General features: G+C 72.6%; 17 protein-coding genes, 1 tRNA gene and 4 pseudogenes. 7 read left to right on the top strand and 15 right to left on the bottom strand.

Features of this window, described 5'->3' with window-relative positions; genetic code table 11:
• Nucleotides 1-177: 177 nt before the first annotated feature.
• On the top strand, nt 178-897 hold the full coding sequence (locus MTP03_RS05560; protein ID WP_248491066.1) for a substrate-binding domain-containing protein: 720 nt from the start codon (nt 178-180) through the stop codon (nt 895-897).
• On the opposite strand, the gene MTP03_RS05555 is transcribed toward MTP03_RS05560, so the two are convergent.
• From MTP03_RS05555 to glgP, 5 genes are read right to left on the bottom strand one after another with little or no spacing between them, the layout of a single operon-like run.
• The gene (locus tag MTP03_RS05555; protein ID WP_248491065.1) at nt 888-1,373 is read right to left on the bottom strand and encodes a WS/DGAT domain-containing protein; all 486 of its coding nucleotides are present in this window, start codon (nt 1,371-1,373) and stop codon (nt 888-890) included. The genes MTP03_RS05560 and MTP03_RS05555 overlap by 10 nt on opposite strands.
• A complete protein-coding gene (locus MTP03_RS05550) occupies nt 1,373-2,209 on the bottom strand; it encodes a hypothetical protein (protein WP_248491064.1) in 837 nt (278 codons plus the stop codon). Before MTP03_RS05550 ends, MTP03_RS05555 begins: the two co-directional genes overlap by 1 nt.
• On the bottom strand, nt 2,206-2,472 hold the full coding sequence (locus MTP03_RS22595) for an ROK family protein (RefSeq protein WP_256465223.1): 267 nt from the start codon (nt 2,470-2,472) through the stop codon (nt 2,206-2,208). The genes MTP03_RS05550 and MTP03_RS22595 overlap by 4 nt, the downstream gene beginning before the upstream one ends.
• Nucleotides 2,382-3,113 carry an ROK family protein gene (locus tag MTP03_RS05545; RefSeq protein ID WP_256465222.1) on the bottom strand — a complete coding sequence of 244 codons (732 nt, stop codon included), beginning with the start codon at nt 3,111-3,113 and terminating at the stop codon, nt 2,382-2,384. Before MTP03_RS05545 ends, MTP03_RS22595 begins: the two co-directional genes overlap by 91 nt.
• Complete coding sequence (glgP, locus tag MTP03_RS05540; RefSeq protein ID WP_248491063.1) at nt 3,110-5,578, bottom strand: alpha-glucan family phosphorylase; 2,469 nt, start codon at nt 5,576-5,578, stop codon at nt 3,110-3,112. The genes MTP03_RS05545 and glgP overlap by 4 nt, the downstream gene beginning before the upstream one ends.
• Before the next feature lie 153 nt (nt 5,579-5,731).
• Between glgP and MTP03_RS05535 the strand changes: the two genes are divergently transcribed.
• The 3 genes and pseudogenes from MTP03_RS05535 to pyk all read left to right on the top strand — a co-directional run bounded on the left by MTP03_RS05535 (nt 5,732) and on the right by pyk (nt 9,504).
• Nucleotides 5,732-6,907, top strand: a complete 1,176-nt coding sequence (locus MTP03_RS05535) for an ROK family transcriptional regulator (protein WP_248491062.1) — start codon at nt 5,732-5,734, stop codon at nt 6,905-6,907.
• 151 nt (nt 6,908-7,058) lie between these two features.
• On the top strand, nt 7,059-8,078 hold the full coding sequence (gene gap, locus MTP03_RS05530; protein WP_248491061.1) for a type I glyceraldehyde-3-phosphate dehydrogenase: 1,020 nt from the start codon (nt 7,059-7,061) through the stop codon (nt 8,076-8,078).
• A 5-nt stretch (nt 8,079-8,083) separates the two neighbouring features.
• A pseudogene (gene pyk / locus MTP03_RS05525) lies at nt 8,084-9,504 on the top strand (pyruvate kinase).
• A gap of 30 nt (nt 9,505-9,534) precedes the next feature.
• Here pyk and MTP03_RS05520 read toward each other — a convergent pair.
• The 4 genes and pseudogenes from MTP03_RS05520 to MTP03_RS05505 all read right to left on the bottom strand — a co-directional run bounded on the left by MTP03_RS05520 (nt 9,535) and on the right by MTP03_RS05505 (nt 13,665).
• A complete protein-coding gene (locus tag MTP03_RS05520; RefSeq protein WP_248491060.1) occupies nt 9,535-10,035 on the bottom strand; it encodes a MarR family winged helix-turn-helix transcriptional regulator in 501 nt (166 codons plus the stop codon).
• 24 nt (nt 10,036-10,059) lie between these two features.
• On the bottom strand, nt 10,060-10,929 hold the full coding sequence (mmsB, locus tag MTP03_RS05515) for a 3-hydroxyisobutyrate dehydrogenase (RefSeq protein ID WP_248491059.1): 870 nt from the start codon (nt 10,927-10,929) through the stop codon (nt 10,060-10,062).
• Nucleotides 10,930-10,942: 13 nt separating this feature from the next.
• A pseudogene (locus tag MTP03_RS05510) lies at nt 10,943-12,060 on the bottom strand (acyl-CoA dehydrogenase family protein).
• Between the two features lie 54 nt (nt 12,061-12,114).
• Nucleotides 12,115-13,665, bottom strand: a complete 1,551-nt coding sequence (locus tag MTP03_RS05505; protein WP_248492049.1) for a CoA-acylating methylmalonate-semialdehyde dehydrogenase — start codon at nt 13,663-13,665, stop codon at nt 12,115-12,117.
• Between the two features lie 105 nt (nt 13,666-13,770).
• Between MTP03_RS05505 and MTP03_RS05500 the strand changes: the two genes are divergently transcribed.
• On the top strand, nt 13,771-15,438 hold the full coding sequence (locus tag MTP03_RS05500; RefSeq protein ID WP_248491058.1) for an AMP-binding protein: 1,668 nt from the start codon (nt 13,771-13,773) through the stop codon (nt 15,436-15,438).
• 205 nt (nt 15,439-15,643) lie between these two features.
• A complete protein-coding gene (locus MTP03_RS05495; protein WP_248491057.1) occupies nt 15,644-16,639 on the top strand; it encodes a MarR family transcriptional regulator in 996 nt (331 codons plus the stop codon).
• 16 nt (nt 16,640-16,655) lie between these two features.
• On the opposite strand, the gene MTP03_RS05490 is transcribed toward MTP03_RS05495, so the two are convergent.
• The 4 genes and pseudogenes from MTP03_RS05490 to MTP03_RS05475 all read right to left on the bottom strand — a co-directional run bounded on the left by MTP03_RS05490 (nt 16,656) and on the right by MTP03_RS05475 (nt 20,153).
• Nucleotides 16,656-16,862: a hypothetical protein gene (locus tag MTP03_RS05490; protein ID WP_224646123.1), complete on the bottom strand. Its 207-nt coding sequence runs from the start codon at nt 16,860-16,862 to the stop codon at nt 16,656-16,658.
• A gap of 102 nt (nt 16,863-16,964) precedes the next feature.
• Nucleotides 16,965-18,742: pseudogene (gene selB, locus MTP03_RS05485) on the bottom strand (selenocysteine-specific translation elongation factor).
• A pseudogene (selA, locus tag MTP03_RS05480) lies at nt 18,730-20,011 on the bottom strand (L-seryl-tRNA(Sec) selenium transferase). Before selA ends, selB begins: the two co-directional pseudogenes overlap by 13 nt.
• 46 nt (nt 20,012-20,057) lie before the next feature.
• Nucleotides 20,058-20,153, bottom strand: a tRNA-Sec gene (locus MTP03_RS05475).
• A 93-nt stretch (nt 20,154-20,246) separates the two neighbouring features.
• Here MTP03_RS05475 and selD point away from each other — a divergent pair.
• Nucleotides 20,247-21,236 carry a selenide, water dikinase SelD gene (selD, locus tag MTP03_RS05470; protein ID WP_248491056.1) on the top strand — a complete coding sequence of 330 codons (990 nt, stop codon included), beginning with the start codon at nt 20,247-20,249 and terminating at the stop codon, nt 21,234-21,236.
• Here the strand turns inward: selD and nrfD are convergent.
• Both nrfD and MTP03_RS05460 read right to left on the bottom strand, forming a co-directional pair.
• The gene (gene nrfD / locus MTP03_RS05465; RefSeq protein ID WP_248491055.1) at nt 21,226-22,326 is read right to left on the bottom strand and encodes an NrfD/PsrC family molybdoenzyme membrane anchor subunit; all 1,101 of its coding nucleotides are present in this window, start codon (nt 22,324-22,326) and stop codon (nt 21,226-21,228) included. The genes selD and nrfD overlap by 11 nt on opposite strands.
• Nucleotides 22,323-23,345: a 4Fe-4S dicluster domain-containing protein gene (locus MTP03_RS05460; protein WP_248491054.1), complete on the bottom strand. Its 1,023-nt coding sequence runs from the start codon at nt 23,343-23,345 to the stop codon at nt 22,323-22,325. The genes nrfD and MTP03_RS05460 overlap by 4 nt, the downstream gene beginning before the upstream one ends.
• Nucleotides 23,346-23,360: the final 15 nt, after the last annotated feature.

Raw genomic sequence — 23,360 nt, 5'->3', positions numbered from 1 at the left:
GATCAGCGACGCCACCCGCGCCCGCGTGCTCGCGGCCGCCGCGGAACTCGGCTACGAGGGCCCCGACCCGCGCGCCCGCTCCTGCGCAGCGGCCGCACCGACATCATCGGCGTCCAGGTCGATGACGAAGCCGGCCGCGCCTTCCGCGACCCCGTCATCATCGGCATCCTCGACGGGGTGTCGGCGGCGCTCGCCGCGAGCCCCACCTCGGTCCTGCTCATCCCGGACTCCCTCCCGGAGGAGCGCCTGCGGACGCTCCCGGTCGACGGGGTCGTCGCGGCGGGCTGCTCCCCGGCCCTCGACGCGCTGCGCGCGGCGATGACCAAGCGCGCGATCCCCGTCGTCACGGCCGGCAACCAGGTCGACGACATCGGCAGCGTCGGGATCGAGAACCACGCCGCCACGCGCCTGCTCACGGACCACCTCCGCGGCCTGGGCCATCGCGCGGTGGGGATCGTGCGGCTGCGCCACGGCGACGTCGAGCACGCGCGCACCGCGTCGGCCCTCGCAGCCTTCCCCGACGCCCGGGTCGAGGCGAGTGCCGATAGCACCATCGACGAGGGCCTCCGCGTCGGGGACGCGCTCCTCGACGTCCCGTCCGGCGACCTGCCGACCGCGATCATCGCGCAGTCCGATCTCCTCGCGGTGGGCGTGATCCGCGCCGCCCAGGCGCGGGGGTTGCGTGTGCCACAGGACCTCTCGGTCGTGGGGTTCGACGGTGTGCGGGTGGACGGTTTCGACCGCACCCTCGCCACGATCCGCCAGCCGATCGTCGAGATGGGAAGGCTCGCAGCGCAGGCCGTCGTCGCCGCACAGGACGGAGCGCCGCTCCCCACCCTCGCGATGGACGTGGAGTTCGTGCGCGGCGACACCACCGCGCCGCCGCCTCAGCGCTGACCGAGCTCGTCCACCGCCTGCGCGAGCAGTCCGGCGTACAGGTCCGGATCCGGCACCGCAGTGCGGCTGCTCGTGATCGACAGGGTCACCGTGCCGCCGAGCCCGTGCACGCCGTGGGTCAGTCCCATCGCGGGCGAGAGCGCGGGAAAGCCCGCGGTGAACACCGATCTGCCGCCGAGCAGTTCGAGATCGGCGGCGCCCCGGTCCACGCTCGAGACGACCGTCGCGCCGGCCATCGTCTCGGGCCGCGCGGTGGGATCGAACGAGCGCACGCCCAGCCCGGCGAGCACCGACGGAGCCGCGTCCTCCGCCGCGCCGACCGTGGCCCACAGCGGGCTGGCGGCACGCTGCCGCGCCGCGGCGAGCGCCGTCGCGATCCGCGCGGGACGCTCGGCAGCGGGAACGCCGGGACACAGTGGCACGGAGACGTTCCCGAACGCGTTGCGCTCGCCGGCGCGGCGCGGGCGCGCCACCATCACCTCGGCGCAGAGCTCCGGGGCACTGCGGCGCCGCGGGTGACCAGGTAGCGTTCGAGCGCCACCGATACCGCGGTCAGCGCCCCCGTCGTCACCGTTCCTTCGCCGAGCGACGCGGTGTCGCGCACCAGCATCCGCACGTCGCGTGAGGCATCGGGCGCCACGTTGAGCACCGTCGGCGGACATCCCGGGACCGCGGCGGGAAGTGCCCCCGACGCCGTGCGCCGGTCGATCTCGGCGCGGGCCGGCGCGACCCGGGTCCCCAGCGCCACCGTGCGCACCAGCGACAGCGGGAGTCCGAGTAGCCCGCGCGCGGCCCGCATGCCGGCAGGCAACGGCGCGAACACCGGTGCCTGTGTGCGGGATCCGGAACTGAACAACGCGCGCGCGATGGCGGCGGACCGTCGCCCGTCCCCCAGTGCGTGCGCCACCTGCAGCACCACGACGGTGGCTGGCCCGGTGCACCGCGGCGCGTCGGCGACATCGGCGAACACGTGCACCCGCCACGGCGCGACGGTCGCGTCCACCTGCTGCACGAACAGCCGGGCCACCGCGCCCGGCACGGCGGACCAGGAACACGCGTCGTGCTCGCAGATGTCGACCACGTCGCAAGGCGCCCAGGCGGGGTGCTCGAGATCGCAGGGCGCGGGCGCGACCCGCAGCCGCAGGTCCGTGACCGACGGTGCGCGCGCGGCGATCTCGGCGGCAACCTCCGCCGCCGCCGGCACCGGACCGGAGCCGTGATCGAAGCAGTACAGCAGGAACTGGTCGCTCGGTACGATCGCCGACGCCCAATGGGTGCGGGCGTCGCGCGGAGCGAGCAGTCCACCTGTCACGGCAGCAGATCCCTCCGATACCAGAGCGCCGCCGCCCCCACGAGCGGAGCGTCGGCGCCGAGACCCGCCGGCACCACGCGGGCGGCGGACACGTACGGCAGCGGGTGCGCCGAGACCGCGTCCTGCACCAGGGAGTGGAAATCATCTGCCACACGGGTGAATCCGCCGCCGATCACCACCACAGAGACCGGCACCAGCGCGACCGCGCTGCCGATGCCCTGGCCGACGGCAGCGGCGCACCGTCGGACCGCCGCGACCGCCACCCGATCGCCCGACCGGTACGCGAGCCCCAGGTCCTCCCCGGTCTCTCCTGGAATCCGTGCGAGCGCGCCCATTCCACGGTGTGCGGGCCCGACGCCACGGATTCCAGCATGGTGGTGCGGCCGAGGCTCTCGCTGCCCCGGTACCCGGACACCTCGACCTGCCCGATGTGCCCGGCGTTGCCGGTGAGCGGCCTCCCGCCCACGACGAAGCCGCCGCCGATGCCGGTGGAGACCACCATGCCGAGCGCAGAGTCGTGCCCGCGGGCCGCGCCGAGCCAGTGCTCGCCCAGCACCATCGCGACCCCGTCGCGGCGGAACTCGACGGACAGGCCGCCCGCCGCGCGTGCGACCACCTCGCGCAGCGGGAACCCGTGCAACGCTTCCAGGTTGATGGGAGAGGTGGTGCCCGCCGCCTCGTCGACGGGACCCGCGGCGGCCAGCCCCACACCGAGCACGTCCGCGCCGGGCGCCGCGGCCAGCGCGTCGCGCACCACCGAGGTGATCGCGGCCTCGAGCTCCGCGGCGGTGGCCTCGGGTCCGGTCGGGGCGCGCCGTCGCGTCGACTCGACGACGGTGCCGTCGTCCTGCACGAGCGCCGCCGCCACCTTGGTACCGCCGAGATCCACCGCGAGGACGGTCATCGCGCGTACCGCACCAAACCGAGTTCCGCGGGGCTGGTGAGCAGTCGGTGCTGCGGCAGCACCCGCACCGCGTACCCGAACCGCCCGACCCGGCCGGGCAGCACCGCGCGGTAGCGTTCGCCGTCGCAGTGGAGCCGAACAGGCGTGCCGTCCACGATCTCCCCGGATTCGCCGACCCCGCCGACCACGGCCTCGACCCGGACGTCGCCGTCCTCGAGGGCGCCGAGATCGACCTCCGCCGCGAGGTCCACGCCCTCGGGGATCACGACGGCGCGCGACGGGCCGACGCGCACCCCGTCCCATCCCGCGCGCACCCGCTCGATGTAGTCCACGAGCTCGCCGATGGCGGGGCGGGTGGCGCGGGCGGAACGCGCGGCGGGGCGATAGTAGTCCGATGCGTACTCGCGCACCATGCGGTCCGCCGCGACCCGGGGGCCGGTGGCGGACAACGTGTGCCGCACCTTGGCGAGCCAGCGGGGCGGGGCGTCGTCGCTGTCGCGGCGGTCGTAGAACGCCGGGACCACGTCGTGCTCGAGCAGGTCGTACAGCGCGTCCGCCTCGATGTCGTCGCGCCGGTGCGGGTCGATCCCGACGGCGGAGGGGATCGCCCAGCCGTTCTGGCCGTCGTACAGCTCGTCCCACCACCCGTCGAGGACGGACAGGTTGAGCCCGCCGTTCATCGCGCTCTTCATGCCCGACGTCCCGCACGCCTCCAGCGGCCGCAGCGGGTTGTTCAGCCACACGTCACAGCCGTGGTACAGGTACCCCGCCATGCCGATCGAGTAGTTGGGCAGGAACGCGATCCGGTGCCGCAGCGCGCGGTCGTCGGTGAAGGCGAGCAGTTGCTGCAGCAGGCGCTTGCCGTCGTCGTCGGCGGGGTGGCTCTTGCCGGCGATCACCACCTGGACGGGGCGATCTGCGTCGAGCATCAGCGCGCGCAGGCGGCCGGGATCGCGCAGCATCAGTGTCAGGCGCTTGTAGGTCGAGACCCGGCGCGCGAACCCGATGGTGAGGACGTCGGGGTCGAACATCCGCTCCGTCCAGCCGAGTTCGGCGTCGACGGCGCCCCGCTCGCGCCACGCGGCACGGGTCCTGGTGCGGACCTCGTCGACGAGGCGACCGCGCAGTACCGTGCGCAAGCGCCAGAGCGCGTCGTCCGGCATCGAGAGCGGGTCGGAGGCGCGCTCCGTGACCAGACGGTCCGCCCACGTCCCCCGGTGCACGCCGTTGGTCACCGAACCGATCGGGATCTCGGACGCCTCGAAGCCCGGCCACAGCGCGCCGAACATCTCCCGGCTCACCGCCCCGTGCAGCTTCGAGACGCCGTTGGCCCGCTGGGCGAGCCGGAAACCCATGTGGGCCATGTTGAAGACCCCCGGGTCGGCCTCGGCGCCGAGCGCGATGATCTCCTCCAGGGGGACGGTCGGCAGCAGGGCGCACATCTGGCTGCCGTCGCCGAAGTACCGGCGCACCAGGTCCACGGGGAAGCGGTCGATCCCGGCCGGCACCGGCGTGTGGGTGGTGAAGACGGTGGCCGTCCGCGCCAGCGTCCTGGCCTGCGGGTAGGTCAGGTCCTCGGTCGCCATCAGCTCGCGGATCCGCTCGAGACCGAGGAATCCGGCGTGCCCCTCGTTGGCGTGGAACACCTCGATTCCGGGGTGCCCGGTCAGGTCACAGAACGCGCGAGCGGCGCGGACTCCGCCGATGCCCAGCAGGATCTCCTGCCGCAGGCGGTGTTCCGCGTCGCCGCCGTAGAGGCGATCGGTCACGCCGCGCAGGTCGGCGTTGTTGGCCTCGATGTCGGTGTCCAGCAGCAGGAGCGGGATGCGGCCGACCTCGGCACGCCACACCGCGGCGCTGAGCACACGCCCGCCCTCCAGCGGTACCGACACCACCAACTGCTGACCGCCCGAGAGCGTGACGGGCCGCAGCGGGAGCTGCGTGAAGTCGAGCTCCGGGTACTGCTCGAGCTGCCAGCCGTCGGCGGTGAGCGCCTGCTGGAAGTAGCCGTGGCGGTACAACAGGCCGAGGGCCACCAGCGGCACGCCGAGGTCGGACGCCGCTTTGAGGTGGTCGCCCGCGAGGACGCCGAGGCCGCCGGAGTAGTTCGGCAGCGTCTGGCTCACGCCGAACTCCATGGAGAAATAGGCGATGCCTTTCGCGCCGTCCTTCAGCCCGTCGGCCCACGCCGGCCGGGTGAGGTAATCGTTCAGGTCCGCCCGGACCGCCCGGACCCGGGCCACGAACTCGTCGTCCGCGCCCAGCTCTGTCACCCGGGCCTGTTCGGCGCCGCGCAGCGCCTCGAGCGGGTCGCGCGTCGCGGCCCACACCTCGGGCGCGAGTGCCGAGAACAGGTCCTGGGTGGGGCCGTGCCACACCCAGCGCAGGTTGTGCGCGAGGTCGGCGAGCGGCGCGAGCGACTCGGGGTAGACGGGCTCGACGGTGAAGGTTCCTTCTGCGTGCACGGCTGCCAAGCCTATTGGCTGTCCGCCCGCCCCGCGACGTTACCGCCGGGTCACCTCGCCGTCGACGCGGCCACGGGTCGGCGGCCGTCCACCCCGACCGCAGGGTTTACCTGGAAGGCCGACCAGCGCCTCGCCGACCTCTGCGAGGATCGGATGATGCGCGATCACCGGCCCGGATCCCCGTCGGCGCTCCACGACCGCAACCGGGCGTCGGTCGTGGAGGCGCTGCGGGCCCGTGGCAGCCTCGCGCAGGCCGACCTCGCCCGGGAGACGGGGCTGTCCGCCGCGACCGTGTCCACCATCGTGCGGGCGCTCGCAGAGGAGGGCCTCGTCGATGTGGCAAACGGGCCGGGCCGCCGCCGCATCGTCGACCTCGCGGGCAGCGTCGGCTACACGGTGGGCATCGACTACGGGTACCGGCACATCACCGTCGCGGTGAGCGCCCGCACGCGGGACCTGCTGTGCGAACTCCGATCCCCCGTCGACCCGCGCATCTCCGCGCCCGGCGGGCTCGCGGTGGCGCGCCGCCTCGTCCGCGACGCCCTCGACCGCGCGGGGATCGGGCGCGACGAGGTCGTCGGGGCGGGCATGGGCCTCCCGGTCCCGGTCTCCAGGTCGACGGGCCGCGTCGGCCTGGACGGCATCCTCCCGTCCTGGACCGGGATCGACGCCGCCGCGCTCGCCTCGGAGGTGCTGGACCTGCCGGTGGCGGTGTCCGTCGACAACGACGCGAACCTCGGGGCGCTCGCCGAGTTGCGGTGGGGCGCGGCGATCGGCGCCTCCGACGTGGTCTACCTCGCGATGTCCGAGGGCCTCGGCGCCGGCATCGTCCTGGGCGGGCGCGTGTATTCGGGGAGCGCGGGTACCGCCGGCGAGATCGGGCACGTCCGGGTCGACGGTGCCGGCCGGTCCTGTCGGTGCGGCAGGCGCGGCTGCCTGGAGACGGTGGCGTCGGCCCAGGCCCTCGCGACCACGCTGCGACAGTTCCTCGGCGAGGCACCCACCGTCGCGAAAGCGGTCGACCTCGCCCGGCTGGGCGATCTGGATTGCCGGGACGCGCTCGAGGCGGTCGGCCGCTACGCCGGCGCAGCGCTGGCGGACGCGTGCAATCTCCTCAACCCGGAGCTGATCGTCGTGGGCGGGGAGATGGCCCAGGCCGCGCACATCGTGGTTCCGATCATGCAACGCACGATCGCACGACAGGCGATTCCCGGTGCCGCACAATCGGTTCGAGTCCGCGCCTGCAAGCTGGGTCAACGCGCCCACGTCCTCGGCGCGATCGCTCTGGCGGCGGCTAACGTCGAGACCTCCCCTGTGTTCGACTCCTGAACACACGAACGCGGTAATTCCTGCACGAAGCGGACAGCGGGTTCCGGCACGCCCCCGATCGGTGCATCGTGGAAGTGCGACACCCACCAGCCCGCTCGGATCAGGCCCGCCATCGTGCGATCCTGCACCGCGCGACCCACAAGGAGCACTCATGACAGTCCGCGTAGGCATCAACGGTTTCGGCCGGATCGGCCGCAACTTCTTCCGGGCCGTCGCCGCCCAGAAGGCCCTCGGCGGCGCCGCCGATATCGAGATCGTCGCGGTCAACGACCTCACCGACAACGCCATGCTGGCGCACCTGCTCAAGTTCGACTCGATCCTGGGACGCCTCGACGCGGACGTGGTCGCCGACGGCGACTCCATCCGGGTGGGCGATCAGATCATCACCGCGCTCGAGGTCCGCGAAGGCCCCGCCGCCCTGCCCTGGGGTGACCTCGGCGTGGACGTCGTCGTCGAGTCCACCGGCATCTTCACCGCGCGCGACAAGGCGCAGGGCCACCTCGATTCCGGCGCCAAGAAGGTCGTCATCTCCGCTCCCGCTTCGGGTGAGGACATCACCATCGTGATGGGCGTCAACGACGACAAGTACGACGGCAGCCAGAACATCATCTCCAACGCCTCCTGCACCACCAACTGCCTCGGCCCGCTCGCGAAGGTGGTCAACGACGAGTTCGGCATCGTCAGCGGCCTGATGACCACCGTCCACGCCTACACGCAGGACCAGAACCTGCAGGACGGCCCGCACAAGGACCCGCGGCGCGCCCGCGCCGCGGCGATCAACATCGTGCCCACCTCCACCGGCGCCGCCAAGGCCATCGGCCTCGTCCTGCCCGAACTCCAGGGCAAGCTCGACGGCTACGCCCTGCGCGTGCCGATCCCCACCGGCTCGGTCACCGACCTCACCGTCGAACTGGGCAAGCGGGCCACCGCCGACGAGATCAACGCCGCTCTCAAGGCCGCGGCCGAGGGGAAGCTCAAGGGCATCCTCAAGTACTACGACGCCCCGATCGTCTCCTCCGACATCGTCACCGACCCCCACAGCTCCCTGTTCGACGCCGGCCTGACCAAGGTCATCGACGACCAAGCCAAAGTGGTGTCCTGGTACGACAACGAATGGGGCTACAGCAACCGCCTCGTCGACCTCACCGACCTCGTCGGGAAGTCGCTGTGAACGCCATGAGCCGCCGTACCAAGATCGTCTGCACGCTCGGGCCCGCCGTCGGGACCGACGAGAAGGTCCTCGCCCTGGTTCAGGAGGGGATGGACGTCGCCCGCCTGAACTTCAGCCACGGTGAGCACGCCGACCACGCCGCCAACTACCACCGCGTTCGTACCGCGTCCGATGCGACGGGCCGGGCGGTCGGGATCCTGGCGGACCTGCAGGGCCCGAAGATCCGGTTGGGCCGGTTCGCCGGCGACGGCCGCACCGTCTGGGAGACGGGTGAGACGGTGCGGATCACCGTCGAGGACGTCACCGGCACCCACGACCGCGTCTCCACCACCTACAAGGAGCTGGCGCAGGACGCCCAGCCCGGCGATCGGCTCCTCGTCGACGACGGCAAGGTCGGGCTGCGCGTGGTCTCCGTCGACGGCGACGACGTGGTGTGCGAGGTCACCGAGGGCGGTCCGGTCTCGAACAACAAGGGCGTCTCGCTGCCCGGGATGAACGTCTCGGTCCCGGCGCTGTCCGACAAGGACATCGAGGACCTCGAGTTCGCGCTGGAGCTCGGTGTGGACTTCATCGCCCTGTCGTTCGTGCGGTCCCCGGCCGACATCGAGCGGGTGCACGCGGTCATGGACCGCGTCGGCCGGCGGGTGCCGGTGATCGCCAAACTGGAGAAGCCCGAGGCGATCGACAACCTCGAAGCGGTGATCCTGGCGTTCGACGCGGTGATGGTCGCCCGCGGCGACCTCGGGGTGGAGCTGCCGCTCGAGGAGGTGCCGCTGGTGCAGAAGCGGGCCATCCAGATCGCCCGGGAGAACGCCAAGCCGGTGATCGTGGCCACGCAGATGCTCGAGTCGATGATCGAGAACAGCCGCCCCACCCGCGCCGAGGCCTCCGATGTCGCCAACGCCGTCCTCGACGGCGCCGACGCGGTGATGCTCTCCGGCGAGGTCTCGGTGGGCAAGTACCCGATCGAGACCGTCCGCACCATGGCGTCGATCGTGAGCACCGTCGAGCTCGGGCCGCTGCCGGTGAACCAGTTCACGCACACGCCGCGCACGCGGCCGGGGTCATCTCGTACGCCGCCCGTGACATCGGCGAGAGGCTCGGGGTGGCCGCGATGGCCGCGTTCAGCGAGTCGGGCGACACCGTGCGGCGGCTGTCGCGGCTCCGCAGCCGGCTGCCGCTGCTGGCGTTCACGCCGCACCCGGCGGTCCGCAGCCAGCTCGCACTGTCGTGGGGCACCGAGACGTTCCTCGTCGACCCCGTCGCCACCACCGACGACATGATCGGCCAGGTCGACACCGCCCTGCTCGGACGGGGCGGCTACGTCACGGGCGATCAGGTGGTCGTCGTGGCCGGCGCGCCCCCGGGCACCGTCGGGTCCACGAACCTGATCCACGTGCACCGGATCGGCGAGAACGACCACTGACGCGCTGCGCCCCGTGCGGGCGATCCGCTCCTAGAAGTCGCCGTTGAACCGGCGCAGGGAGCGGATCGCCCGGACCAGCGCGGCGGATTCGTCATCGGGCATGCCGATGTCGGAGAAGACGTCGTTGAGCACCACGGTCGCCTTCTCCACCAGTTCCCGGCCGTCCGGGGTGATGGCGACGAGCGTGGTGCGGCCGTCGGTGGGATGCGGCTTGCGCTCGACCAGCCCGGCCTCGCCGAGCCTGTCGATCGCGTGGGTCACCGATGAGACGTGCACCTGCAGGCGGGTGCTCGCCTTCGAGATCGGCAGTTCGCCGCGCTTGGTGAAGGCGAGCAGCCGCAACAGCTCGAACCTGGAGAACGAGAGGCGGAAGGGCTTGAGCGCCGTCTCGATCCGCGCGAGCAGGATCTGGTGCGCCCGCATCACGGACGTCACCGCCTCCATGCCGGAGGCGACGTCGCCGCCCCAGCCCGCGTCCTCCCAGTTGCGGCGGGCACGCGCGATCGGGTCCCGGGTCTCCGGCTCGTTCATCGCGCCCGCCCTCCTCACTTCCCGTTACCTCAGCGTCTGGATGATCGCACTGAAGTCCAGGTCGCCGTTGTCCTGCGCGAACGCGCAGTACAGCTCCGCGGCGTGCGTGCCGAGCGGCGCGCTCGCGCCCGTGGACGCCACCGCGTCCATGGCCAGGCCCAGGTCCTTGTTCATCAGGGCCGTCGCGAAGCCGGGCTTGAACTCGTTGCCCGACGGTGCCCCCGCCACCGGCCCCGGCACGGGACAATTGGTGTGCAGCGACCAGCAGTTGCCGGTGGCGCCGGTGACCACGTCGTACAGCGCCTGATCCGCCAGCCCCAGCTTCTCGGCGAGCACGAACGCCTCGCCGACCACGATCTGCTGCACCGCGAGGATCATGTTGTTGCACACCTTCGCGGCCTGCCCGTTACCCGAGCCACCGCAGTGGATCACCTTGCCCGCCATCGGGTCCAGCACGGGCTGCGCGGCGGCGAAGGCCGCATCGTCGCCGCCGACCATGAAGGCGAGCGTGCCCGCGTCGGCGCCCTTGACGCCGCCCGAGACGGGGGCGTCCACTTGGAGCATCCCCGCGGCCTCGGCCAGCGCGTGCACGGCGCGGGCGTCGTCGACCGAGATGGTGGAGCTGTCGATGAACAGCGTGCCCCGCTCCGCGTGCGGGAGCACGGACTCGTAGACGGACCGCACGATGGCGCCGTTGGGCAGCATCGTGACCACGGCGTCCGCGCCGGCCACGGCCTCCTCGGCGGTGTCGATCACCGTCACGCCGGCCGCTCGGGCGGCGTCCTGCGCCGCGGGGACCAGGTCGAAGCCGCGCACGGTGTGCCCCGCCGCGACGAGGTTCTTCGCCATCGGGCCACCCATGTGGCCGAGCCCGAGGAATGCGATGGTGCTCATGAAAACGCCTCTCCTACTTGCCCTGGACGCGGGCGGCCTCGGCACGGCCGATCACCATCCGCATGATCTCGTTGGTGCCCTCGAGGATCCGGTTGACCCGAAGGTCGCGGACGATCTTCTCGACGCCCGTCTCGTGCAGGTAGCCGTAGCCGCCGTGCAGCTGCAGCGCCTGATCGGCGACCTGGAAGCAGTTCTCGGTGACGAACTTCTTGGCCATCGCGCAGAGCTCGACCTTGTCCGGGTCGTTCTCGTCGAGCGCCGTTGCCGCGCGCCACAGGATCAGGCGCGAGGCCTCGAGCGAGGTGGCCATGTCGGCGAGGGCGAACCGGATGGTCGGCTCGTCGATCAGCTTGCGGCCGAACGTCTCGCGCTCCGTCATGTACTTCAGCGCCAGGTCGTAGGCGGCCTGCGCGCCACCGAGGGAACAGGCGGCGATGTTGAGCCGGCCGCCGTTGAGCCCGTTCATGGCGATGCCGAAGCCCTTGCCGGCACCGTCGGTCCCGCCCAGCATGCGCGAGGCCGGGATCCGCACGTTCTCGAAGATCACCTGGGTGGTGGGCTGGCTGTGCCAGCCCATCTTCACCTCGGGCGGCCCGAAGGAGAGACCGGGGTCCCCTTGTCCACCAGGAAGGTCGAGATGCCGCGGGCGCCCTCGCCCTCGCTGCGCGCCATGACCACGTACAGATCGGACGCGCCGCCGCCGGAGATGAACTGCTTCGTGCCGTTGAGCACGAAGTCGTCGCCGTCGCGCTCGGCCTTGGTGCTGAGCGACGCCGCGTCCGAGCCGGCACCCGGCTCGGTGAGGCAGTAGCTGGCCATGACGTCCATCGGCGCGAGCTTGGGGATCCACTCCTCGCGCTGCTCCTGCGAACCGTAGGTGTCCACCATCCACGTGCACATGTTGTGGATTGAGATGAACGCCGCGGTCACCGGGTCGCCCTTGGCGAGTTCCTCGAAGATCCGCACGCCGTCGAGCCGGCGCAGGCCGGAACCGCCCACGTCCTCGCGGGTGTAGATGGCGGCCATGCCGAGGCTGCCCGCCTCCTTCATCTCCGCCACCGGGAAGTGCTTGGTGGCGTCCCATTCGAGGGCGTAGGGCGCGAGGCGCTTGCGGGAGAAGTCACGCGCCATCTCGACGATGGCGTTCTCGTCCCCCGTCAGGTTCGGGTAGGGCACTTCGCGCTCCTAGTGCATCGTCGGGATGGAGAACTCCGCGCCGTCCTTGATGCCCGAGGGCCAGCGCGAGGTCACCGTCTTGGTCTTGGTGTAGAACAGGATCGAGTGCGGGCCGTGCTGGTTCAGGTCACCGAAGCCGGAGCGCTTCCAGCCGCCGAAGGTGTGGTACGCCACGGGGACCGGGATCGGCACGTTGACGCCGACCATGCCGACCTCGACGCGGCTGGTGAAGTCGCGCGCCGCATCGCCGTCGCGGGTGAAGATCGCCACGCCGTTGCCGTACTCGTGCTCGGTGGGAAGCGCGAGCGCCTCGTCGTAGTCCTTCGCACGCACGATGCACACCACGGGTCCGAAGATCTCGTCGGTGTAGATCGACATGTCCTTGGTGACGTGATCGAACAGCGAGGGGCCGAGGTAGTTGCCGCCCGAGAGGTCCTCATCGCCGAAGGTCAGCTCGTCACTGGTCCGCTCACGGCCGTCGATCACGAGCTCGGCGCCCGCGTCGACGCCCTGCTGGATGTAGCTGCGGGTGCGCTCCACCGCGGCCGGGGTGATGAGCGGCCCGTAGTCGGCCTTCGGGTCGTGGCTGTGGCCGACGCGCAGCTGCTGCACGCGCTCGACGAGGCGCTCGCGCAGACGGTTCGCGGTCTCCTCACCCACGGGCACGGCGACGGAGATCGCCATGCAGCGCTCGCCCGCGGAGCCGTAACCGGCGCCGATGAGGGCGTCGACGGCCTGGTCCAGGTCGGCGTCGGGGAGGATCACCATGTGGTTCTTGGCGCCGCCGAAGGCCTGGCTGCGCTTGCCGTTCTTGGCACAGGTCTCGTAGATGTACTGCGCGATGTCCGAGCTGCCGACGAAGCCGACGGCCTTGACCTCCGGATTGTTGAGCAGCGCGTCGACCGACTCCTTGTCGCCGTGGACCACCTGGAAGACGCCCTCGGGCAGGCCGGCCTCGACGAACAGCTCGGCCAGGCGGACGGGCACGGAGGGGTCGCGCTCGGAGGGCTTGAGGATGAAGGCGTTGCCGCAGGCCAGCGCGGGCCCGGCCTTCCACAGCGGGATCATGGCCGGGAAGTTGAAGGGCGTGATGCCGGCGACGACGCCGAGCGGCTGGCGCATCGAGTAGACGTCGATGCCGGTGCCGGCGCCCTCGGTGTACTCGCCCTTGAGCAGGTGCGGGATGCCGATCGAGAACTCGATGACCTCGATGCCGCGCTGGATGTCGCCCTTGGCGTCGGCGAGGGTCTTGCCGTGCTCGCTCGAGAGCAGCGAGGCGAGCTCGTCGATGTTCTGGTGGACCAGGTCGATGAACTTCATGAAGACGCGGGCGCGGCGCTGCGGGTTGAACGCGGCCCACTGGACCTGAGCCTTCTTCGCACGCGCGACCACGTCGTCGACCTCGGCGGCGCTCGCCAGCGGGACGGTGGCCTGCACCTGACCGGTGCTCGGGTCGAAGACGTCGGCGGTGCGGCCGCCGCCGGCGGAGCCGGCGATGACGGCACCGGCCTCCACACGATGCCCATCAACGAAATGCGGGATGGTGCGCACGTCAGCCATGGTGTGTCCTTCTCTCTCGATCGAGTCCATCGCGAAGCCCTTGCGCGATGTGTTGCCCATCACTATATACTTGGATATCCAAGTAATCAACCGGAGGATCTGAAAGTGGCTAGCACACAGGGGTATCGAGACTTCCTTGCCGCGCGCGACCTGCTGGTCGAGCTCGCCGACGACTACGACGCGGCGCGGGAGCGCTTCAGTTGGCCGCAGCTCGACGAGTGGAACTTCGCGCTCGACTGGTTCGACCGGGTCGCCGAGAACAACGACGCACCCGCCCTGTGGATCGTCGAGGAGGACGGCTCCGAATCGAAGTTCAGCTACGCGGACATGAGCGCGCGCAGCAACCGCGTCGCGAACTGGCTGCGCGAGCGCGGCGTCGCCCCGGGAGACCGGATCCTGCTCATGCTCAGCAACCAGGTCGAGCTGTGGGACGTGATGCTCGCCGCGATCAAGCTCGGCGCCGTGGTCATCCCCGCGACCACCCTGCTCGCCGAGGCCGACATCGCCGACCGCATCGCCCGCGGCGGCGCGAAGCACGTCATCGTGCGCAGCGAGCTCGCCGAGCGCGTCCCCGCGGACGCCCAGGTCACCCGCATCGCCGTCGGCGATCCCGTGCCGGGCTGGGAGTCGTTCGCCGCGGCGTACACGGCACCGTCGGACTTCACCCCCTCGCACGTCACGCACGCCGACGACACCCTGCTGCTGTACTTCACCTCCGGCACCACGAGCGCGCCGAAGCTGGTCGAGCACACCCACGCCAGCTACCCCGTGGGCCACCTGTCGACGATGTACTGGATCGGGCTGCGCCCGGGCGATGTGCACCTCAACGTCAGCTCCCCCGGCTGGGCGAAGCACGCGTGGAGCAACGTTTTCACGCCGTGGATCGCGCAGGCCTGCGTGTTCATCTACAACTACACCCGGTTCGACGCGGCCGCCCTGATGAAGCAGATGGAGCGGGCCGGCGTCACCAGCTTCTGCGCGCCGCCCACCGTGTGGCGCATGCTGATCCAGGCCGACCTCGCCGCCCTGAAGACCCCGCCGCGCGTCGTGGTCGGCGCGGGTGAGCCGCTCAACCCCGAGGTGATCTCGCGGGTCCGCGAGGCGTGGGGCGTCACCATCCGCGACGGATTCGGGCAGACCGAGACCACCGTCCAGGTGGCCAACACGCCGGGCCAGCAGCTGAAAGACGGGTCCATGGGCCGCCCCTGCCCCGGCTACGACGTTGTGCTGGTCGACCCGGCCACCGGCGAGCAGGGCGTGGACGAGGGCGAGATCTGCCTGCGCCTGGACCCGCGGCCGCTCGGCCTCATGGTCGGCTACCACGGCGATCCGGAGAAGACCGCGAAGGTGATGGACGGCGGCGTGTACCACACCGGCGACGTGGCCGAGGTGGATGCGGACGGCTACCTCACGTACGTGGGCCGCACCGACGACGTGTTCAAGTCGAGCGACTACAAGATCAGCCCCTTCGAGCTGGAATCGGTTCTGCTGGAGCACGATGCGGTGGCCGAAGCAGCCGTCGTCCCGGCGCCGGACGAACTGCGCCTCGCGGTGCCGAAGGCGTACATCGTGCTCGCGGACGGCCACGCACCCGACGAGGCGACCGCGAAGGCGATCTTCGCCTACAGCCGCGAGCACCTCGCACCGTACAAGCGTGTGCGCCGCATCGCCTTCGCCGAGCTGCCGAAGACGATCAGCGGCAAGATCCGCCGTGTCGAACTGCGCAAGGCCGAGGAGCAGGGCCTGACCTCCGCGGAGTTCCGCGAGTCCTGACCCGCCCGCACTCGCACCGCGGCGGCGATCCGGTCCGGGTCGCCGCCGCGCCAGGCGCGCAGTGCTACCGCGATAGCGCCCCACGGTTACCCGTGAGTAGCCAGCACGCCATGCACACGAATCCCCAGGAAGCGGTCCGGGCTAACGCTGTTAAGTCAGGAACCGAGGGGCGGCGGGAGCGGTCTGAACCTAAGCTGTGCGTCTCATGCTCACCTACGTGCTCGACGTCCGCGACCTGTCGGACGTGCGCTTCGTCCTGGCGCCGATGAACGAGACCTCGCTGAGCCTGTTCCACCTGAACACGACGCACGAGAGTTCCGCGCACCTGCAGCGCTGGCGCAGCAACGCGCAGGCGCAGCGCGACCGGTACGACCACCGTCTCGTCAGCGCGCTGGTGGCACCGTCGGGGAACGCGATTCCGGACTTCCTGACGCCGATGCCGCCGCTCGGGGACTCGCGGCCGTCTCTCGACGAGGGCCTGACGGCGATCGCGGCGACGGATCCTGAACTGATCCACGCGCAGCTGGACGAGTTGCGGGAGGGCGGGGATCCGTCACCCGCGCTGGCGCGGCTCCTCGACGACCCCGACCGGGCGGGGCCGCGCATCGCGGGGGCGCTGGAGCGCTACCACCGCGTGGTGATCGCCCCGATCTGGCCGTCCGTGAACCGGATCCTGGAGTCGGACATCACGTTCCGCGGTCGGGAGCTGGCAATCGGCGGGCCGACGCAGCTGTTCGCCTCGCTCAACCCGAACCTGGCGTGGGATCGCGACGGCCGGCTGCGCCTGGACCTGGCGTACACGCGATCCGGCGAGTACGCCTCCGCCGGGCGCGGGCTCATTCTGATCCCGAGCGTCTTCCTCACCCGCCTCGTGAGCGCGCATTCACCGGAGACGGCAGTGCCGCACGCCGGCTATCCGGCGCGCGGCAGCGCAACCCTCATGGAGTCGATGCGGGAGGTTCCGCCGGGCGCGCTGCGGCGTCTCATCGGCGGGGCGAAGGCGGACGTGCTGCACGCCCTGAACGAGCCGGTGGCGGTCAGCGAGTTGGCGCGGCGGCTGGAGGTGACGCCGTCGGCGGCGTCCCAGAGCCTGCGTGTGCTCCACGAGAACGGTCTCGTCGACCGGGCCCGGAGCGGGCGCGAGGTGCTCTACCGGCGCACGCCGGACGGTGACCGGCTGGTGCGCGGCCACCGCGCCTGAGGGGTCGAGCGGTGGATCAGAAGCGCAGCGCGGCGGGGCCGGTGTACTCGGGGTTGGCAGTCACGAAACGCTGCAGGGCGGCACGCAGGCCGGCGGCGGCGAATCCGGAGCGCGGCGCGGCGGTCGGCTTCGCGGCGTCCTCGTGGATGTCGGCGAGGCGGGCGTAGACGGTGCCGGCGGTCGGGTCGGCGGTGAGGCTCTTGAAATCACGGTAATTGGTCATGACCAAGAGTCTCCCGGTCGCGCCGTCGTGCCGCCAATCTTTAAGCGATGACCTAAAATGTGACCATGGACACTGTGCGCTGGAACACTTTCCGTCGAGCCGTCAGCGCGCGACTTCGCGCCGGCCGGCGTCGAGCCGCCGGGTCCAGCCCCGTGCGTCGAGCAACTCCAGGAGGGGAACCGCGACCCGCCGGCTGGTGCCCAGCGCCTGCCGCGCCTGCGACACGGTGAAGGGCTGCGGCAGCCGCGCCAACTCCCGCATGGCGAGCGCGGGCGCACGCGGGGCCAGCACGACGCCCTCCGCCAGCCGCAGCAGCCGTCCCGCGCGCTCGGCCGCCGCGAGCTCGCGGGCCCCGAGCCGCAGCGCCGCCAGGTCGTCGGCCTCCGGCGCGGCGAAGGGCGCCTCCGCGAGACGGCGCTCGACCTCCGCCACGGCGGGCTCCGCCGGCCCCAGGTCCGTGCGGTGCCCCGGCAACGCGAGCCGCCCGCCCTCCGCTTCGAGCCCGGCACCGTCGACGACTGCGGGCAGCAGCGCCGGATCGGGCAGGTCGAGCCCCTCGCGCGCGGCGCCCAGCGACAGTCCGGCGGCGAGCGGATCCCGCTCGTGCAGGTCGGCCACGAGCCCGCGCAGGCGGGCCTGCCAGGCGTCGAGCGCGGCCTCGTGCACCCACCACGGCCCGACGACCCGCACGCCGTCCGGGACGTCCGCGCCGAAGCCGAGGTCGTCCAGGCGATCGCGCCGCACGGCGCCCCGACGCGCGACCTCGGCGAGGAGGTCCCCGGCGGATCCCGGCCCGCGAGGGCGTCTGCTCGGCGGGCGCCGTCGCCGCGGCGGCGCAGCGGCGGCGGGTCCGCGTCGAGCACCCGCGCGCCACCGACGATCCGCTTCTCCCCGGATCCCGCAGTACCAGCGGGTCGCCGAGCACGAGCGGCAGCTCCCGCGACAGCGTGAGCCGGACGTGGTCACCGTCGAACGGACGGACGCGGGCGGGGACGGCGGCGGTGCCCGCGTGCACAGTGAGCCACACGGGCACGGCCGCGTCCGGGTCCGACGGTGCGACCCGCACGTCCACGACACCGGTGGCACGCCACCGCCCGGGCGTGAGCAGGGCGTCGCCGCGGTGGATCTCGTCGACCGCGGCCCCCCGCAGGTTCAGCGCGACACGCGAGACCGGCCCCACCGCGTCCGCGAATGCGCTGTGCCGCTGCAGCCCGCGCACCGTCACCCGACGGGTGCCGCGCACGCCGAGCAGTTCCAGCTCGTCGCCCACGCGCACCGTGCCCGCCGCCACCGTGCCGGTCACGACAGTGCCGGCGCCTACGACGGTGAACGCGCGGTCGATCCAGATCCGCACGCGGGCATCCGGATCGGGCAGCGGCACGTCCGCGAGGACGGTGTCGAGCGCGGCCCGCAGCTCGCCGAGCCCGTCGCCGGTGACTGCGGAGACGGCGACGACCGGGGCCCCGCGAGCCCGGTACCGGCCAACTCGCGGCGGGCCCGGGCGGTCACGGCGGCGACCGCGTCGGGCGCCCGGTCGGTCTTGGTGATCACGATGAGGCCGTACTCGATCCCCAGGGCCGCCACCGCGTCCGGTGATCGTCGGACTGCGCGCTCCAGCCCTCGTCGGCGGCGATCACGAAGCACACCACCGGGACGGGGCCGAGACCGGCGAGCATGTTGCCGAGGAAGCGCTCGTGACCGGGCACGTCGACGAAGGCCAGCTCGCGGCCGGACGGCAGTGCGGTCCAGGCGAATCCGAGGTCGATGGTGAGGCCGCGGCGCTGCTCCTCGGCCCAGCGGTCCGGCTCGATCCCGGTGAGCGCGCGGACCAGCGTGGACTTGCCGTGGTCGACGTGGCCCGCGGTGGCTACGACGTGCACGCGAGCACCGCCTCCGCGACCGTCGCATCCGCCTCCTCGGGCACGCAGCGCAGGTCGAGCAGGCAGGCACCGTCGGACAGGCGCGAGAGGACGGGCGGGTCTCCAGCGCGCAGCGGCGCCGCGAGCGCCTCCGGCAGACGAACGGCCCAGCCGGGCAACGGCACTCCCGGTGCCCCGCCACCGCCGACACGCCCGTCGTGCGGGACGACGGTGCCGCCCACGCGCGCGGCGAGGCGCTCCGCGCGCCGGTGCAGGTCCTCGGGGTCGGCGTGCAGGGAGGCGAGGACGGGCGCCTCGGGCCCGGCAACGGTGGCCTCCAGCGCGGCGAGCACGAGCTTGTCGGCGCGGACGGCACGCGCGAGGATGCTTCGCGAGCCGGGAGACGAGTTCCGCGCGGCCGAGCAGGATCCCGGCCTGGGGACCGCCGAGCAGTTTGTCGCCGCTGGCCGTCACGACGTCGGCACCCGCCGCGAGCGCGGAGGCGGCGTCGGGTTCACCGGGCAGGGCGGGGTCCGCGGCGAGGAGGCCGCTGCCGAGGTCCATGACGAGCGGGACGTCACACACGGCGCGGAGCTCAGCGAGGGGCACGTCGGCGGTGAAGCCCTCGACGCGGAAGTTGCTGGGGTGCACCTTGAGCACGCACCCGGTCTCGGGGCCGATCGCCTCGGCGTAGTCGCGGGCGTGGGTGCGGTTCGTCGTGCCGACCTCGCGCAACCGGGCGCCCGTGGAGGCGATGAGGTCCGGCAGCCGGAATCCCGCGCCGATCTCGATGAGCTCGCCGCGGCTGATGACCACCTCGCGGCCCGCGGCGAGCGCCGTGGTGGCGAGGACCAGGGCGGCGGCGCCGTTGTTGACCACGAGCGCCTCCTCCGCGGCGGGGCACGCCGCGAGCAGCGCCGCCCGGGCTGCGACCCCGCGCTTGCTCCGCGCGCCGGTGCCCAGGTCCAGCTCGACATCGGTGTACCCGGCGGCGTCGACGAGGGCCGCGACCGCCGCGGCCGACAGCGGCGCACGGCCGAGGTTGGTGTGCACCACGACGCCGGTGGCGTTGAGCACGGGCCGCAGCGAGGCCGGCGACGCTCCCGCGAGCTCCCGCTCGACGGCGCCCGCGACGTCGTCCGGCGCGATCTCCCCGCGGCGCGCGGCCTCCTGGGCGGCACTGACGGCGGCGCGCACCCGGCGCTCGCCGAGCCGCGTGGCTGCGGCCGCGATGGACGGCGCGGCGAGGAGATGGTCGGTGCGGGGAATCCGCCTGCGGGGGTCCGTCATCCGTCCTCCTCGTGGCTCCGGCGTCGTCCCGCGGCGCGCGGACGCTTGGCGGAGGTGGACGGGAATCGAACCCGCCAGGCCGAGATACTCGACCTCACCGGTTTTGAAGACCGGGGGGCCCACCAGGAACCCGGACACCTCCACCGACCAACATAGCCGCCGGGCCGTGCCCCGGTGCCCCGGAGGGCGTCGGTCCCCCGGGAGGCCGCGAACGGTCCGGGGCTACGGTGGGGTCATGACCGACGAGATCGCCCGGCTCACCTCCTTCGCACACGGCGGCGGCTGTGCCTGCAAGATCCCGCCGGGCGAGCTCGAGGACGCGGTCAGGGGCCTGCAGGGCCAGGTCGCGCCGGACGTTCTCGTCGGGCTGGACGACGGTGACGACGCCGCCGCGGTCCGGCTGTCCGACGACCTCGCCGTGCTCTCCACGGCCGACTTCTTCACCCCCGTCGTGGACGACGCCTTCGACTGGGGCCGCATCGCCGCCGCCAACGCGCTCTCCGACGTCTACGCGATGGGAGGCCGGCCGGTGATGGCGATCAACCTGGTCGGCTGGCCCCGCGAGCGGCTGCCGATTGAGCTCATGACCGAGGTGCTGCGCGGCGGCCTGGCTGTCGCGCAGGAGGCCGGGTGCCCCGTCATCGGCGGGCACAGCATCGACGATCCGGAGCCCAAGTACGGCATGGCCGTGACCGGCGTCGCGCACCCGGACCGACTGCTGCGCAACGACGCCGCCGCCGCCGGACTGCCGCTCACCCTGACCAAGCCCCTCGGCGTGGGCCTGCTCAACAACCGGCACAAGCGCACCGGCGAGGTCTTCGAGGCCGCGATCGCGACCATGACGGCGCTCAACCGCGACGCCGCGGCCGCGGCCCTCGACGCGGGCGCCCGCGCGGCCACGGACGTCACCGGCTTCGGCCTGCTCGGTCACCTGTTCAAGATGTGCCGGGCCTCCGGCGTCGCGGCGGAGATCGACGCCGCCGCGGTGCCGCTGGTCGACGGTGCGCGGGAGGCCGTGCGGGACGGCTTCGTCTCCGGCGGCACGCGCCGCAACCTCGATTGGGTCGCCCCGCACCTCGACGCCGACGGCGCCGAGGAGGACGACCTGCTGTACCTCGCCGACGCGCAGACCTCCGGCGGCCTGCTGGTGGTCGGCGAGGTGCCCGGCTACCCCGTGATCGGCCGGACCGTCGCCGGGCCGGCCGGGCGCATCGTCATCCGGTGATCGAGTCGCCCGTGTTCCCGGCCGCGCGGCGGGCGGCGAGGCGCCGCTTCTGCGGCTCGATCGTGTAGCGCGGGTCCTTCGCCGATTCCAGGCCGGCCTCGAAGACGCCGAACCGGGTGCAGGCAGAGGCCGCGACGAGCGCGCCGCCGGACAGGGCGGCGAGGCCCCGTCGGACCCGACCCCGGCGACCGCCCGTGAGCAGCGCGCCCACGCCCCCGGCGATCGCGAGGCGCTCCGCCCAGCGCATGAGCTTCCCGGGCGTGCCGTGGTGCAGGGGCTCGGCGGCCACGGGGTCCATGCGGGACTCCATGATCCGCGTGGCGGCCACGTCGCCGATGACGCCGAGCACCGCAAGGTTGCGAGCGGGCGCCGCCTCCGCGGCGGGGGTGGTGACGAGCGCCAGGCCGCCGGCAGCGAGGCTCGCCGAGCTGACGAAGACGAAGGGCAGATCCTTGTAGGCGGCGTTCCACGTGGGCATCGCCGTGTCCGCGAGGAGGACCGCGGTGTACGCGGCGAGCGGGGTCGCGAAGACGGCGGCGCCGAGCCCGGCGGGCGCCTCCCCGAACCGGAGCACCGTCCGCAGCGGGCCGAGCGGGAGCCGCTCGCCGAGGAGGCGGTCGATCTCCGCCGCGGCGGCGACGCCGATCATGCCGCTGTAGCCGGAGAGGATCCAGGAGCCGACGCTCATGGGCGAGGTCACCTTGAAGGTGCGCATCATGTGCAGGAAGCGTTCCGGCCGGCCGAGATCCACGACCAGCGCGAGCGCGCCGACGCCCGCGGCACCCAGGCCGGCGAGGCGGGCGTTGCGCCGCAGCGCGGGATACCCGGCGAGCTGCGCCCCCGCGGCGAGCAGGCCGGAGCCGCCCGCGATACCACCGAGGACGAGGTACGCGCCGACGGGCGCCTCCCACGGCGGCGGCTTCACGATCGGATGGCCGTAGTAGCTGTCGACGTGCTCGATCACGGCCTCGGGCACCATGACGTCGTCGGGCCGGCGCCGCTTCGGCGCACCATCGCGCTTGCCGTCACCGCGCTTGCCGCGGCGCTCGGGCCGGGGTGGACGGAACTGGTCGAACTCGGAACTGGTCACCGGCGGCCCTTCTTCCGCGCCGAGAGGAAGGAGACCGCGGCCGCGGCGATCATGCCGGCCGCGGCGGTGCCGGCGCGCTTGTACATGGTCATGAGGTCGGCGGTGCACACCCGCGGGTCGGGCGGCAGCCCGTAGACCTCCGGCTCATCGAGCAGCAGGAACACCGAACCGGTGCCGCCCACCCCATCGTCGTCGTTGGCGCCGTACAGGCGCGCCTCGGTCATGCCCTGGGCGTGCAGCTGCGCGACGCGCTCGCGGGCGGTCGCCACCATCTCCTCGCGCTCGCCGAACTTGATCGACGTGGTGGGGCAGGTCTTGGCGCACGCCGGCGTCTCGTCGTCACGGAGCCGGTCGTAGCAGAGGGTGCACTTCTGGGCGATGCCGCGGTTGTCGACCGGGGGCTGCTCGCCCTTGCGGTGCCCCTCGCGCACCGTCGGGGCGACGGTGCCGTCGCTGCGCCGCTCGACGACGCCGAACGGGCAGCCCGCGACACAGGTGCCGCAGCCGTTGCAGATGTCGTTCTGCACGACGACGGTGCCGAACTCGGTGCGCATCATGGCGCCGGTCGGGCACACGTCGAGGCACCCGGCGTGGGTGCAGTGCTTGCACACGTCGGAGGACATGAGCCAGCGGAACTCGGGGGTGTCGGGCGGGGTGATGTCGGCCTCGCCCCAGGCCGGCATCTCCTCGCTCGCCGGGGCGGCGCCGCGCACCGCGGGCATGCCGAGGCCGACGAGGGCGCGGCCGGACTCGCGGGCCTGCTCGATCCGCTCGCGGTCCTGCTCGATGAAGGCCACGTGCCGCCACGTGCTGGCGCCGAGCGCGACGGTGTTGTCGTAGGACATGCCCGTGAGCTCGAGGTCACCGTCGCGCGGATTGCGGTTCCACTCCTTGCAGGCCACCTCGCACGCCTTGCAGCCGATGCAGATGGACGTGTCCGTGAAGAACCCCCGCCGGGCCTCGTGCACGTGCCAGTGCGCGTCGGCGCTCGGGTCGGTGGGGCCGGTCAGCTGTCCCATCGTCTCGCACCTCCT

The organism is Tsukamurella sp. PLM1 (assembly GCF_023168325.1).
GTDB lineage: Bacteria > Actinomycetota > Actinomycetes > Mycobacteriales > Mycobacteriaceae > Tsukamurella.
The sequence above is the reverse complement of the archived record's forward strand: the minus strand, read 5'-3'. Positions and strand labels throughout refer to the sequence as shown.